The organism is Streptomyces sp. MGP-P1 (assembly GCF_057766565.1).
Map to the genome: position 1 here is coordinate 245,975 of NZ_JBYMEM010000007.1, position 14,578 is coordinate 260,552.

7 protein-coding genes are annotated in these 14,578 nt (G+C 72.8%); 3 read left to right on the forward strand and 4 right to left on the reverse strand.

The features are described from left to right. Positions 1-104 precede the first annotated feature (104 nt). Positions 105-5,144: an NAD-glutamate dehydrogenase gene (locus AC3CH1_RS22840; protein WP_488464637.1), complete on the forward strand. Its 5,040-nt coding sequence runs from the start codon at positions 105-107 to the stop codon at positions 5,142-5,144. A gap of 367 nt (positions 5,145-5,511) precedes the next feature. Here the strand turns inward: AC3CH1_RS22840 and AC3CH1_RS22845 are convergent, their stop codons facing one another. Both AC3CH1_RS22845 and AC3CH1_RS22850 read right to left on the reverse strand, forming a co-directional pair. Next, a complete protein-coding gene (locus AC3CH1_RS22845) occupies positions 5,512-6,303 on the reverse strand; it encodes an ABC transporter ATP-binding protein (protein ID WP_488464638.1) in 792 nt (263 codons plus the stop codon). Next, the gene (locus AC3CH1_RS22850; protein ID WP_488464639.1) at positions 6,296-7,201 is read right to left on the reverse strand and encodes an ABC transporter permease; all 906 of its coding nucleotides are present in this window, start codon (positions 7,199-7,201) and stop codon (positions 6,296-6,298) included. The genes AC3CH1_RS22845 and AC3CH1_RS22850 overlap by 8 nt, the downstream gene beginning before the upstream one ends. Positions 7,202-7,447: 246 nt before the next feature. On the opposite strand from AC3CH1_RS22850, the gene AC3CH1_RS22855 reads away from it, so the two are divergent. Beyond that, the gene (locus tag AC3CH1_RS22855) at positions 7,448-8,056 is read left to right on the forward strand and encodes a TetR/AcrR family transcriptional regulator (RefSeq protein WP_031125250.1); all 609 of its coding nucleotides are present in this window, start codon (positions 7,448-7,450) and stop codon (positions 8,054-8,056) included. A 76-nt stretch (positions 8,057-8,132) separates the two neighbouring features. Here the strand turns inward: AC3CH1_RS22855 and AC3CH1_RS22860 are convergent, their stop codons facing one another. Then, a complete protein-coding gene (locus tag AC3CH1_RS22860) occupies positions 8,133-9,368 on the reverse strand; it encodes a hypothetical protein (RefSeq protein WP_488464640.1) in 1,236 nt (411 codons plus the stop codon). A gap of 82 nt (positions 9,369-9,450) precedes the next feature. Continuing rightward, a complete protein-coding gene (locus AC3CH1_RS22865) occupies positions 9,451-13,194 on the reverse strand; it encodes a bifunctional glycosyltransferase/CDP-glycerol:glycerophosphate glycerophosphotransferase (RefSeq protein ID WP_488464641.1) in 3,744 nt (1,247 codons plus the stop codon). 101 nt (positions 13,195-13,295) lie between these two features. Between AC3CH1_RS22865 and AC3CH1_RS22870 the strand changes: the two genes are divergently transcribed. Next, positions 13,296-14,468 carry a CDP-glycerol glycerophosphotransferase family protein gene (locus AC3CH1_RS22870; protein WP_488464642.1) on the forward strand — a complete coding sequence of 391 codons (1,173 nt, stop codon included), beginning with the start codon at positions 13,296-13,298 and terminating at the stop codon, positions 14,466-14,468. Positions 14,469-14,578: the final 110 nt, after the last annotated feature.

The following is a 14,578-nucleotide window of genomic DNA, read 5'->3' on the forward strand; positions in this document are numbered from 1 at the left end:
TCGAAGCGGCATAGCGTCGACCCAGACCGGAAACCCCGCGTCGTGGCGGTACGCCGCTTTTCTCACCTACGTCACGCAACGGCGCGCGACAGGAGCCAGAGGACATGCAGACCAAGCTGGACGAAGCCAAGGCCGAGCTGCTCGCAGGGGCCGCCAAGGTAGCTGAGAACGGTCCGGGCGGTGGTGTCGGTGGCCCGGGAGGTGCCCCCCGGGCGCGGATTTCCGCTGCCGGGGCCGACGAGAGCGCCCGTACCGGTCAGGACACGGTGCTCGCCTACCTCCAGCGCTACTACCTGCACACGGCTCCGGAGGACCTCGGTGGGCGTGACCCGGTCGATGTCTTCGGCGCCGCCGCCTCGCACTACCGGCTGGCCGAGAACCGTCCGCAGGGCACCGCGAACGTCCGGGTGCACACCCCGACCGTCGAGGAGAACGGCTGGACCTGCAGCCACTCCGTCGTGGAGGTCGTCACCGACGACATGCCCTTCCTGGTGGACTCCGTCACCAACGAGCTGTCCCGGCAGGGGCGCGGCATCCACGTCGTGATCCACCCGCAGGTCACGGTCCGCCGCGATGTCACCGGCAAGCTCATCGAGGTCCTCTCCGGCGGCCCCGGCCTCCCGAAGGCCTCCCAGGGCCGGAAGAAGTCCAAGGACGCCCAGGCCGAGCTGCCCCACGACGCGCTCGTCGAGTCCTGGATCCACGTCGAGATGGACCGCGAGACCGACCGCGCCGACCTCCAGCAGATCACCGCGGACCTGCTGCGCGTCCTGTCCGACGTGCGGGAGACCGTCGAGGACTGGGGGAAGATGCGCGACGCCGCCCTCCGGATCGCCGACGACCTGCCCGGCGAACCGCTGGACGACCTCGCCGACGAGGAGGTCGAGGAGGCCCGCGAGCTGCTGCGCTGGCTGGCCGCCGACCACTTCACCTTCCTCGGCTACCGCGAGTACGAGCTGAGGGACAGCGACGCGCTGGCCGCCGTGCCCGGCACCGGGCTCGGCATCCTGCGGTCCGACCCGCACCACAGCGAGGACGAGGCCCACCCGGTCAGCCCGTCCTTCGACCGGCTGCCCGCCGACGCCCGCGCCAAGGCCCGCGAGCACAAGCTCCTCGTCCTGACGAAGGCCAACAGCCGGGCCACCGTGCACCGCCCCAGCTACCTCGACTACGTCGGCGTCAAGAAGTTCGACGCCAAGGGCAACGTCGTCGGCGAGCGCCGCTTCCTCGGGCTCTTCTCCTCCGCCGCCTACACCGAGTCCGTGCGCAGGGTGCCCGTCATCCGCCGCAAGGTCGCCGAGGTCGTCGAGGGCGCGGGCTTCTCGTACAACAGCCACGACGGCCGCGACCTGCTCCAGATCCTGGAGACCTACCCCCGCGACGAGCTGTTCCAGACGCCCGTCGACCAGCTCCGCTCCATCGTGACCTCCGTCCTCTACCTCCAGGAGCGCCGCCGGCTGCGGCTCTACCTGCGTCAGGACGAGTACGGGCGCTACTACAGCGCGATCGTCTACCTGCCGCGCGACCGGTACACCACCGGCGTACGCCTGCGGCTGATCGACATCCTCAAGGAGGAACTCGGCGGCAACAGCGTCGACTTCACCGCCTGGAACACCGAGTCGATCCTCTCCCGGCTGCACTTCGTCATCCGCGTCCCGGCCGGCACCGAGCTGCCGCACCTGACGGACGCCGACGCCGACCGCATCGAGGCCCGCCTCGTCGAGGCCGCCCGCTCCTGGGCCGACGGCTTCCAGGAGGCGCTCAACGCCGAGCTCGGCGAGGAGCGCGGCGCGGAGCTCCAGCGCCAGTACGGCCACTCGTTCCCCGAGGGCTACAAGGCCGACCACTCGCCGCGCGCCGCCGTCGCCGACCTGGTCCACCTGGAGACCCTCAAGCAGGGCGAGAAGGACTTCGCCCTCAGCCTGTACGAGCCGGTCGGCGCGGGCCCCGGCGAGCGCCGCTTCAAGATCTACCGGACCGGCGAGCAGGTCTCCCTCTCCGCCGTCCTCCCGGCGCTCCAGCAGCTCGGCGTCGAGGTCGTCGACGAGCGGCCGTACGAGCTGCGCTGCGCGGACCGCACCCACGCCTGGATCTACGACTTCGGGCTGCGGATGCCGCTGGCCAACGGCAACGGCGGCTACCTCGCCGACGACGCCCGCGCTCGCTTCCAGGAGGCGTTCTCCGCCGTCTGGAAGGGCGAGGCGGAGAACGACGGCTTCAACGCGCTGGTCCTCGGCGCCGGGCTGAACTGGCGGCAGGCCATGGTGCTGCGCGCCTACGCGAAGTACCTGCGGCAGGCCGGGTCGACCTTCAGCCAGGACTACATGGAGTCCACCCTCCGCAACAACGTCCACACCACCCGGCTGCTCGTCTCGCTCTTCGAGGCCCGCATGTCGCCCGGCCGCCAGAGCGCCGGCACCGAGCTGACCGACGGGCTCCTGGAGGAGCTGGAGGGGGCCCTGGACCAGGTCGCCTCGCTCGACGAGGACCGGATCCTGCGGTCCTTCCTCACCGTCATCAAGGCCACCCTGCGGACGAACTTCTTCCAGAACGCGAGTGAGGGAAGCGACCAGGGGGGCCGGCGCACGGAGAGCGGCACGCCGCATTCGTACGTCTCGATGAAGTTCGACCCGCAGGCCATCCCTGACCTGCCCGCGCCCCGGCCGGCGTACGAGATCTGGGTCTACTCGCCGCGTGTGGAGGGCGTCCACCTGCGCTTCGGCAAGGTGGCCCGAGGCGGGCTGCGCTGGTCGGACCGGCGTGAGGACTTCCGTACGGAGATCCTCGGACTGGTCAAGGCGCAGATGGTGAAGAACACCGTCATCGTGCCCGTCGGCGCCAAGGGCGGCTTCGTCGCCAAGCAGCTCCCGGACCCGTCGGTGGACCGCGACGCCTGGTTCGCGGAGGGCATCGCCGCGTACCGCACGTTCATCTCCGCGCTGCTCGACATCACCGACAACATGGTGGCCGGCGAGGTCGTGCCGCCCGCCGACGTCGTCCGGCACGACGAGGACGACACCTACCTCGTCGTCGCCGCGGACAAGGGCACCGCGAGCTTCTCCGACATCGCCAACGAGGTCGCCGTCGCGTACGGCTTCTGGCTCGGCGACGCGTTCGCCTCCGGCGGCTCGGCCGGCTACGACCACAAGGGCATGGGCATCACCGCCCGGGGCGCCTGGGAGTCCGTCAAGCGGCACTTCCGCGAGCTGGGCCACGACACCCAGACCGAGGACTTCACCGTCGTCGGCGTCGGCGACATGTCCGGCGACGTGTTCGGCAACGGGATGCTGCTCTCCGAGCACATCCGCCTCGTCGCCGCCTTCGACCACCGGCACATCTTCATCGACCCGAACCCGGACGCCGCCACCTCGTACGCCGAGCGGTGCCGGCTCTTCGACCTGCCCCGCAGCTCCTGGGCCGACTACGACACGGGCCTGCTCTCGGCGGGCGGCGGGATCCACCCGCGCAGCGCCAAGTCGATCCCGCTCAACTCGCACGTCCGCGAGGCGCTCGGCATCGACCCGTCGGTGAGCAAGATGACGCCCGCCGACCTGATGCAGACCATCCTCAAGGCCCCCGTCGACCTGGTGTGGAACGGCGGCATCGGCACGTACATCAAGGCCGTCTCCGAGTCGAACGCGGACGTCGGCGACAAGGCCAACGACGCGATCCGCGTCAACGGCGAGGACCTGCGGGCCAAGGTCGTCGGCGAGGGCGGCAACCTCGGGGCCACCCAGCTCGGCCGGATCGAGTTCGCCCGCAGCGGCGGCCGGATCAACACCGACGCGATCGACAACAGCGCCGGTGTGGACACCTCCGACCACGAGGTGAACATCAAGATCCTGCTGAACGGTCTGGTCCGGGACGGCGACATGACCGTCAAGCAGCGCAACAAGCTGCTCGCCGACATGACCGACGAGGTCGGCGTGCTCGTCCTGCGCAACAACTACGCGCAGAACGTCGCGCTCTCCAACGCCTCCGCCCAGGCGCCCTCGCTGCTCCACGCCCAGCAGCGCTTCATGCGCCGCCTGGAGCGCGACGGCGCACTCGACCGGGCGCTGGAGTTCCTGCCCGCCGACCGGCACATCCGGGAGCTGCTCAGCAACGAGAAGGGGCTGAGCCAGCCCGAGCTGGCCGTGCTCATCGCCTACACCAAGATCACGACGGCGGACGAGCTGATCTCCACCGTCCTGCCGGACGACCCGCACCTGCAGGAGCTGGTGCACGCCTACTTCCCGAGCGAGTTGCGCGAGCGGTTCCCCGAGGCGGTCGACGGGCATGCGCTGCGGCGCGAGATCATCACGACGGTCCTGGTCAACGACACGGTCAACACCGCCGGTTCGACCTTCCTGCACCGGCTGCGGGAGGAGACCGGGGCGTCGATCGAGGAGATCGTGCGGGCTCAGTTCACGGCCCGTGAGATCTTCGGCCTGTCCCGGGTGTGGGACGCGGTCGAGGCGCTCGACAACAAGGTCGCCGCCGACGTCCAGACCCGGATCCGGCTGCACTCGCGGCGCCTGGTCGAGCGCGGTTCGCGCTGGCTGCTGGGCAACCGGCCGCAGCCCGTCGCCATCGCGGAGACGATTCGGAGCTTCCGGGACGGCGTCGCGCGGGTCTGGGACGAGCTGCCCAAGCTGGTCAAGGGCGCGGACCTGGACTGGTACCACTCGATCCTGGACGAGCTGACGAGCGCCGGCGTCCCGGACGAGCTGGCGGTCCGGGTGGCCGGCTTCTCCTCCGCCTTCCCGGCGCTGGACATCGTGGCCATCGCCGACCGTACGGGCCGGGATCCGCTGGAGGTCGCCGAGGTCTACTACGACCTCGCGGACCGGCTGCGGATCACCCAGCTGATGGACCGGATCATCGAGCTGCCGCGGGCCGACCGCTGGCAGTCCATGGCCCGCGCCTCCATCCGTGAGGACCTGTACGCGGCGCACGCGGCGCTCACCTCGGACGTGCTGAGCGTGGGGAACGGGTCGGCCACGCCGGAGGAGCGGTTCCGGGCGTGGGAGTCGAAGAACGCGGCGATTCTTGCCCGGTCGCGGTCGACGCTGGAGGAGATCCAGGGGTCGGACGCGTTCGATCTGGCGAATCTGTCGGTGGCCATGCGGACGATGCGGACGTTGTTGCGTACGCACGCGTAGGGGTTCTCGTACGTCTGTGGGGGCCGGTGCCGTGTGGTGGTGCCGGCCCCCTCGGCGTGGGGGTTCGTCCTCAAGCGCCGGACGGGCTGAAACAGATGTCCTCAAGCGCCGGACGGGCTGGAAAGGATGCCCTCAAGCGCCGGGCGGGGGTGGCCGGGCGGGCTGAGAAAGGGTGCCCTTAAGCGCCGGGCGTGCTGGGGGTGGCCGGGCGGGCTGGGGTGGTGCGAGGCGGTGGGGAGGTGCCCTCAAGCGTCGGGTGGGCTGGGGGTGGCCGGGCGGGCTGGGAACGATGTTCTCAAGTGCTGGGTCGGCTGGGGGTGGCCGGGCGGCTTGGGGTGTAGGCGGGCTGGGGTGGCGGGTGGCTTGGTTATTTTCGTTTGGTGAAGGCCTCGTAGGCTGCCACTACTTCCTTTGCCGGGCCGTCCATCCTCAGCGTGCCCGCCTCCAGCCACAGGGCCCGGTCGCAGGTCTCGGTGATCGATTTGTTGCTGTGGCTGACCAGGAAGACCGTGCCCGCCTCGGCGCGCAGTTCCTTGATGCGGTCCTTGCTGCGGCGCTGGAACTTCGCGTCGCCCGTGGACAGCGCCTCGTCGATCAGCAGGACGTCGTGGCTCTTGGCCGCCGCGATGGAGAAGCGGAGCCTCGCGCCCATGCCCGAGGAGTACGTGCGCATCGGCAGCGTGATGAAGTCGCCCTTCTCGTTGATGCCGGAGAAGTCGACGATTCCGTCGTAGCGTTCGCGGATCTGTTCGCGCGTCATGCCCATCGCGAGTCCGCCCAGTACGACGTTGCGCTCGCCGGTCAGGTCGCCCATCAGTGCCGCGTTCACGCCGAGCAGCGACGGCTGGCCCTGGGTGTGGACCCTGCCCCGGGTCGGGGGGAGCAGACCCGCGACCGCCTTGAGCAGCGTCGACTTGCCCGAGCCGTTGGAGCCGATCAGGCCGATCGCCTCGCCCTTGTACGCGGCGAAGCTGACGCCTTTCACGGCGTGCACCTGGCGTGCGCCGGGGGTACGGCGCCGGGTGGTGAGCCGGCTGAGCGCGGAGGTGGCGCTGCCCTTGCCCGTGCGGGCGCCATTGACCGTGTACGTGATGTGGACGTCGTCGACGACGACCGTCGGGACCCGGTCGTCCCGGGGGGAATCCTTGAGGTCAGCCACGTCCGTAGGTCTCCTCGGCCTTCCAGAAGTACACGAATCCGGCCACTCCGCACAGCAGGGCCCAGCCCGCCGCTACCGCCCATGCGAACGGAGGCAGCTGCGCCCAGGTGTAGCTGTCGATGAGCGCGTACCGCATGAGGTTGATGAAGAGCGCCGCCGGGTTGTACTCCAGCGCCACCATCACCGCGTGCGGCACCCGTTCCCCCTTGAGCAGGTGGTCCAGGCTCCACATCACGCCGGAGGAGTACATCCAGGTCCGCAGCACGAACGGCGTCAGCTGCGCGATGTCCGGGGTCTTCGCCGTCAGCCGGGACACGGCCATCGACACCCCGGTGTTGAACACCGCCTGGAGCGCGAGCGCCGGGACGGCCAGCAGCCAGGACGGGCGAGGGTACTGGCCGAACACCAGCAGGATCACGGTCAGCGCGCCGAGTGAGAACAGCAGTTGCTGCAACTGCTGGAGGGCGAGGGCCACGGGCAGTGAGGCGCGCGGGAAGTGGAGGGCCCGCACCAGGCCGATGTTGCCGCTGATCGCCCGCGTGCCCGCGGTGATCGAGCTGGCGGTGAACGTCCAGATGAAGACCCCGGTGACCAGGAACGGGACGAAGTCCTCCACCCCGTGCTTGGTGTTCATCAGGACGCCGAAGATGAAGTAGTAGACCGTCGCGTTCAGCAGCGGCGTCATGATCTGCCAGATCTGGCCGAGCTTCGCCTGGCTGTACTGCGCGGTCAGCTTGGCCGTCGCGAACGCGGCGATGAAGTGCCGCCGCCCCCACAGCTGCCGGATGTAGGAGGGCAGCGAGGGCCGGGCGCCGCTGACCGTCAGGCCGTGTCGGGCTGCCAGGGCGGCCAGCTCGCCGGGTGCGTAGGTGGGGACGTCCTGGGCGGGGGCGCTCATCGGGGACGGCGGAGCTGCTGTCTGGCTCACCACGAACGATCGCTTTCGATGGAAGCGGGAGGGGGACACCGTCGGAGCGCCGGAGCGCCGGAGGACGGTGGGACGGCGGGGCGATACGGCGACGGAACGATACGGTCCCGTGGGGACGCCCTCGTTGGGACGGGACCGTATCGTCGTGACGCTGAGAGTAGGGCGCTTCTACGTCGCAACGCAACCGTTTCGTCGCGGCCGACTATCATGCGGGCCATGACCACCGAACGGGGAACCCGCCGCCGCGCCCCCGCAGGCGCCGCCGTCCTGCGTGAGGATGTGACCGACGCCATCCGCGCCGCCGTCTTCGAGGAACTCGCCGCGGTGGGGTTCGCCCGGATGTCCATCGAGGGCATCGCCCGGCGTGCGGGCGTCGGCAAGACCGCGGTCTACCGTCGCTGGAAGTCCAAGCTGGCGCTCGTCCTCGACCTGGTCGCGGCCGTCGCCGCGCAGGGAATGCCCGCCCCGGCCACCGGTTCGTTGTACGGGGATGTGCGCGCCGTCCTGGAACTGGCCGCGTACGCCCTGCGCCACCCGGTCGCCTCGCAGGTCATCCCGGATCTGCTGGTCGAGGCGGCCCGCAATCCGGAGATCTCCGAGGCGATCAAGGCCGCGCTCCTGGACCAGCAGCAGGGCGTCGCCGCCGTGGTCGTGAGGGAGGCGGTGGCCCGGGGAGAACTACCCGAGGGCAGTGACCCCGACCGGGCGCTCGATCTGATCGTCGGGCCGTTGTACTGGCGGCTCGTCGTGGTCCGCGGGGAACTGCCCAAGGGCTACCTGGACGATCTGGCCGCCTCTGCTGTCGCCGCACTCAGGCACGGCTGAACGCTCAGGCGCGGCCGGCCCTCAGGTACGTCTGAACGCTCAGGCGCATCTGGACCTCCAGTAGGTCTGAAGACGCTCAGCCCGCCGGTACCCGTGCCAGCACCTCGCCCGTGGCCGGGCTGAACGCCAGCATCGTCGCGTTCTCGGGCAGGCGCTGGAAGCGGGTCAGCAGCAGCCACCGCACCCCGTAGCGGGCGGTGATCCCGTCCCGCCGGGCCTGCGGGGTCGACGCGTCGAGGTAGGCGGCCACCGCCCGGCTCCGCTCCCGCCGCTCCGCGCGCGCGAGACCAGCGTCCGGCAGCGCGTCGGCCAGCACGTACGCCCCGTGCCCGGCCAGCGCGTACATCGCCGGGCGGCTGTCCGTCAGGACCACCTCGCCCGGCGGCACGTACGCGGTCGCCCAGGCGTACGGCTCCCCGGCCGCGCGCACCCCCTCGGCCGCCGGCGGGCCCGTGGTCCGGCCCTCGGCGGGGGTGCGCGGGGCGGTCAGCCCGTTGTAGTACGGCCACAGCGCCGCGACGGCCACCGCGCACACGACGGCGAACGCCCACCGCCGCACGGTCGGCCGGATCCGGGTCCGCGTCCGGACCGCGATCAGGGCGACGCACCCGATCGCCGCGCCGATCGCCGTCGGCGGGTGTACCAGCAGGACGAGCCCGAGCAGTACGCCGATCCCGGCCGCCTCCGCCCACCGGGGCGTCCGGCCGGGCTTCGGATCACCGGGACGGGCGGTCCGGGCGGCCGCGCGGCCGGTCCACGCCCACAGGTGCAGGGTGACCGCGACCGCGAACGTGCTCGGCGCGCTCCAACGGGCGGGATCCGCCCAGTGGATCAGGGCCAGGGGCACCAGCAGGAGAACCGGAACCCAGCGGTTCGGGGTCAGCAGCCGGGTGAGCCGGCCGATCCCGGTGAGCAGGAGCAGCAGGTTCACCGACGCGGCCACCGCGACGACGGACGGGCCCGAGAGCCCGGTGGCGCGGGCGGCCAGTCCCTGGAGCAGTGCGTACGGCGAGTAGTGCGCGCTCGCCACGGCGGGCAGGTCGGTCATGGGGAACGCCGGGTGCAGCAGGTTCACCCGCAGCCGTTCGACGACCGCCGCCTGGAGCCCCGCCTCGCAGCAGAGCGGAGCCTGCCAGGCCGCCGCCGACAGCACCGCCCACAGCAGGCCGCCCAGCACGAGGTACGGCGACGGCAGCCACAGCGGCGGCCGGGCCGTTCCGTCGGCCCCGTCGCCTCCGGTCGTGGCGGGCGGGAGGTCGGCGGGCGGGGCACCGGGGGACGGGGCGGAGGAAGCAGCGGAGAAGAGGGGCACGCCTCATGGGTTCCGTGCGGCGGGCCCGCTCTCCCCGCCGCCACCCGTCCGGGGGATTCCGGGCCCCGGCTTCCCGAAGGCCTCAGGCCGTGTCCGCCAGCAGCCGGTCCGCGACCCGGGCCGCCGCGCCGCCGTCGTCCAGATCGCAGTAGTCGCGGCGGAAGCTCTCGTAGGCGTCGGCGTGCCGGGCCGCCAGCGACCCGGTGTCGCGCAGCGCCTGGGCCACCTCGTCCGTCGTGACCAGCAGCGGCCCCGGCGCCCGGGTCTCGAAGTCCAGGCAGAAGCCGCGCACGGTGTCGCGGTAGTGCTCCAGGTCGTACGTGTGGAAGAGCATCGGCCGGCCCGTCAGTGCGAAGTCGAACATCAGCCCCGCGTAGTCCGTGACCAGGACGTCGGCGATCAGGAGCAGCCCGGCCGCCCCCGGGTGGTGCGAGACGTCGAGCACGCCGGGCCCGGCCGGGACGCTGCCGGTGACCCGGGGGTGGCGGCGCACCAGCACCGTGTGGCCGGGGCCGAGCGCTCGGGCCAGGGCGGCGGGGTCGAGTGCCGGGTCCCAGCGGTACGGGCCGGGGGCCGTGCGGTCGGCGGACGCGGCCGGGGGATGGGCCAGGTGGTCGCGGTAGGTCGGGGCGTGCAGCACGACGCGGTGGTCCTCCGGGATGCCGAGGACGCGCCGGACCTCCTCGGCGGCCTTGTCCCGGTCCGGCCGGAACAGCACGTCGTTGGCGGGCGACCCGGCCTCCAGCACCTCCCCCTCGTACCCCAGCGACCGGCGCAGCCACGGGGTCGCGAAGCGGCTCGGGGAGACCAGAACCGACCACTGGGCCGACCGCCTAGGCAGGGTGGCGAGATGTTGGTGGTCGGCGTAGAGGGTGTCGGCCAGGCAGCCGCCGAAGCGGCCGAGCGGCGTGCCGTGCCAGGTCTGGACGACCGTCTGCCCCGGCCGCCGCTCGAACCACTCGGGCAGCTGTTCGTCCGTGACGATCCGGCGGGAGCGAGCCAGCGCCTCGTACCAGGCGGCGCTGTGCACGGGGACGGCTCGCGCGCCGGGTGGGACGTGGGTGGTGCGGCCGGGGGTGGTACCGGTGACCCACAGGTGCTCGGTCTCCGTGCCCCGGCGTACGAGCTCGGCGTGGACGGCGCGCGGGGAGTCGCCGCCCGCGTAGAGGACGGTGTCGCGGAGCGGGAGGAGCGTGCGCCCGTCGCGGTAGTGCGCGGCGCGCAGGAGGCGCCTGCCGTACGCGCTCCGCCCGGCAGCCGCCGCTTGCGCGTCCGGCCCCGCGACGACGGACAGCCGGTCGCCGTGCCGCCGCTCCGGACGCAGGGCGCTCTCGGCTCCGCCGCGGGGGAGCTGCCGGGCGGCGGAGCCGAGGACGCGTACGGGCCGGTCGGCCAGGCGGACCTCCCAGCGGCCTTCCGGGAGCGGCGGGGCGATCAGCGCGGAGAACCGGCCCGCGAGTGCCTCTGTTGCGGTCGATTCTGCGCCGGTGCCTGCGGTGCCTGCGGTGCCTGCGGTGCCGGGGGTGCCTGCGGTGCTTGTGGTGCCGGGGGTGCCGGGGGTGCCTGCGGTGCTTCCCGCGAGGGGTTCCGCGCCGGTCCCCGCGATGCTTGCCGTGGCGGGCTCCGCGAAGGTCCCCGCGACCGGGACCGTCTCGTGCAGCATCTCGTGGCGCAGGACGAGCCGGCCGGCCGGCGCGGTCGCCGTCCCCGGCGCGGGCGGACCGTACGTCCCCGGAGCGGGGCCCCCGTACGTCCCCGAGACGCGCAGACCCCCCTCCGGCGTGTACTCCACCCGGTCCGCGTACGGAGGCGCCGCCAGGTCCAGCACCAGGTCGCCCGCCGGGTCCGCGTACGCGGGCGGCGGCAGTTCCGGGGCGGCGGGCAGCGGGACGCGGGCGCCGTCGGCGAGCAGCAGCCGGACCCGCCAGCGCTGCCCGCCCGCCGTCTCGACCTCGCGGGGGGCCCGGTGCGGGGCGGGCGGGGCGCCGGCTAGGTCGGCGAGCGGCACCCGCACCGTGAACCCGACCCCGTCCGGCCCGGCTCCGCCGGGCTCCCTGCCCCCGCCCTCCGCACGGGCCCCGTCCGGCCCACCGTTCCCGGCGCTCTCCTCGTACTCCACCGGGCAGGAGCGCTCCGCACCCCCACCTGTCCCCTCGGGCCCATCGGCCCCCTCGCGCGTCAGGACCAGTGCCGTCGGCCTGTTCCCGCTCGCGCCGAAGTACCGGCCCGTGAGTTCCAGCGGGGCCCCCTCCGCCCCGGCGGTCCGGTGCCCCTCGGCCCGTGCTTGCAGGCGCGACACGGTCAGTCGGAGCCGCCCGCCCCGGTAGTCGAGCACCGCCCGCCGCCCGTCGCCCAGGTCGTGGACGAGCGGCTGGTCCGCCCCCGCGTCCGGCGCGCGCACCGCCACCCGGCGTACCGTCCCGGGTGCGGCGAGGACCAGGCCGACCAGCCAGCCGCCGCCGTCCGCCGTCGCGGGCAGCCGGTCCGGGTCGAGGACCATCTCGAAGCCCGCGTGGTCGTAGCCGTGCAGCTCCTGACCGGAGTTCACCGTCGCCTCGGGCGTGCACACGGAGCGCACCGGCACCGGCCGCACCTGCCGGCCCCGCTCCGCCCGGACCATCCCCACCGTGAGCCGCTGCCGGGCGGAGGCGGCGGGGAGGTTGCGCAGATACGCGTACCCGCGCAGCCGCAGCCTCCCGTCCGCGCCCCAGCGCGCCTCCAGCAGCCGCGCAACGGCGGGCACGTCCGTGCGCGCGAGCCGGGCGCTCGCGCCGCGCACCCCGGGGTACACCGCCCGCCGCCGCCCCGGGGGCCCCTCGACCGCGAACGTGCCCGCCCCGTTGGCCCGCTCGAAGGCGAGGACCGCCAGCAGCTCCACCAGGCGCCGCTCCCGCACCAGCGACCACTTGATGCGCAGCTCCACCGGCAGCCCCTCCAGCGCGCCGGGTCCCGCCCGGTCGACGAAGGTCCCCGCGCCCTCCAGGAACGCCGCCCGGTACGCCTCGCCGCCCATGGGCAGGCCGTCCAGGAAGTACCCGAAGTCGTCCCGCAGGCAGGACGTGTCGTACGCCCGCCGCTGTGCCGCGTCCCGGCCGCCCAGGAACGCGCTGACCTGCTCGCACGCGGCGATCCGGTCCCGTACGCCCGTGACGTCCGTACGCCGCCGGGTGATCGAGCCCTCCCGCACCCGCCAGTAGTAGACGTGCTCGTGCAGGACGTCGACGGACCGGGCGAGATGGTGCGCGGGGATCATCACCGGGGTGTCCTCGTACAGCTTGCCCACGGGGAAGGCGAAGCCGTGCGCGTCCCAGAACGAGCGGCGGAACACCTTGTTCCACGCCACCCGGTCGGCCAGCAGGCGAGGGTCCCGGGTGATGTGGGTGCCGGGCCGGGTGGCCGTCAGCCAGCGGTACTGCCACGCCTGCTGCCGCCCCTGCGCGGTCAGCCGCCACACGTTGCCGGTCACCAGATCGGAACCGGTCGCCTCCAGCGAGGCCGTCATCCGCTCGTACGCGTCGTGCACGACGACGTCGTCGCTGTCGGCGAACGCCAGATAGGGGACGGTGGGGGTGGTGTGCCGGACGCCGGTGTTGCGGGCGGCGCTCAGACCGGCGTTCCGCTGTCGCACCAGCCGGAAGCGGCTGTCCCGGGCGGCGAACTCCGCCGCGATCCGGGCGCTGCCGTCCGTGGAACCGTCGTCGACCATGACCACCTCGATCGCTTCGAGGGTCTGGTCCGCCACCGACCGCAGGCAGTCCCCGAGGTAGGCCTCGACGTTGTGGACGGGGACGACGACGCTGAGGAGGGGTGGCAGTGGTGGCTTCATGTCCTGGTCAACAGGGGGCGGGTCCCGGGGTCACCGGCGCTGACCCGAACGGGTGAACGCGGCTCCTCGGCCGTCCCGACCCGCCATTACGCTCGGCTGCCATGCCCACCCGAGCTTCCGTGAAGCGGTTCGTGCGTCGCCAGGCCATGCGGGCCGCCTACCGCACCGACCTGCACCGCCCGCTCGACCCGGACCTCGCCGTCTACGGGGCGTACTGGAACCGGGGCGTCGCCTGCAACCCCGCGGCGATCCACGCCAAGGCCCGCGAACTGGTCCCGCGGGTGCGGGGCGTGTGGGTCGTCTCCTCCCGGCACCGCGACCGGCTGGAGCCGGGCGTGCCGTACGTCATCGAGGGCTCGCGTGCCTACTGGCGGGCCATGGCCACCGCCACCTATCTGGTCAACAACTCCAGCTTCCCCGGCGGCTTCACCAAGCGGCCCGGACAGCGTTATCTCCAGACCCATCACGGGACCCCGCTCAAGACCATGGGGCTGGACCAGCGCGCGTACCCCGCGCTCGCCCGGAAGACCGACTTCGCCAGGGTCCTCGCCCATGTCGATCAGTGGGACTTCAGCCTCTCCGCCAACCCGCACAGCACCGAGGTCTGGGACCGCGTCTACCCGGGCGCGTACGAACGGCTCGACGTCGGTTACCCCCGCAACGACGCCTACTTCACCGCCACCGCCGCCAGGATCGCGGCGATCCGCGCCGAACTGGGCATCGCCGAGGGGCAGATCGTCCTGCTCCACGCTCCGACCCACCGCGACTACCGCGACGGCTTCGTACCGGATCTCGATGTGGAGCGGCTGGCGCGCGAACTGGGCTCGCGGTACGTGGTGTTGGTCCGCGCCCACTACTTCTACGGGCGGTCCGCCGAAGTCGGTGCGAGGGGCGCGGGTCGGGTCGTCGACGTCACCGGGCATCCCCGGGTCGAGGAACTGTGCCTGGCCGCCGACGCGTTGATCGCCGACTACTCCTCCCTGGTCTTCGACTACGCCTGTCTGGACCGCCCGATCGTCGTCCACGCACCCGACTGGGCCGCCTACCGGGCGACGCGCGGGACGTACTTCGACCTGCTCTCCGGACGGCCCGGCGACACCCCCGGCCCCGTCACCACCACCCCGGCGGAGCTGGCCGACGTCTTCCGGACGGGGGAGTGGCGGTCACCGGAGGCGTCCGCGCTGCGCACCGCGTTCCGGGAGCGGTTCTGCCCGTACGACGACGGGCACGCGGCGGAGCGCGTCGTACGGCGGTTCTTCGCCCCGTCCCTGTGACGAGAGGCCCGAACCCCGATCGGCCGACGTGTCCCGCCCCGACCGGGCCGGCGCGTCCCCGCGACCCGAATGGCTCAAGGCGGCCCACCCGTGCCGATTCCTCCGCGCCG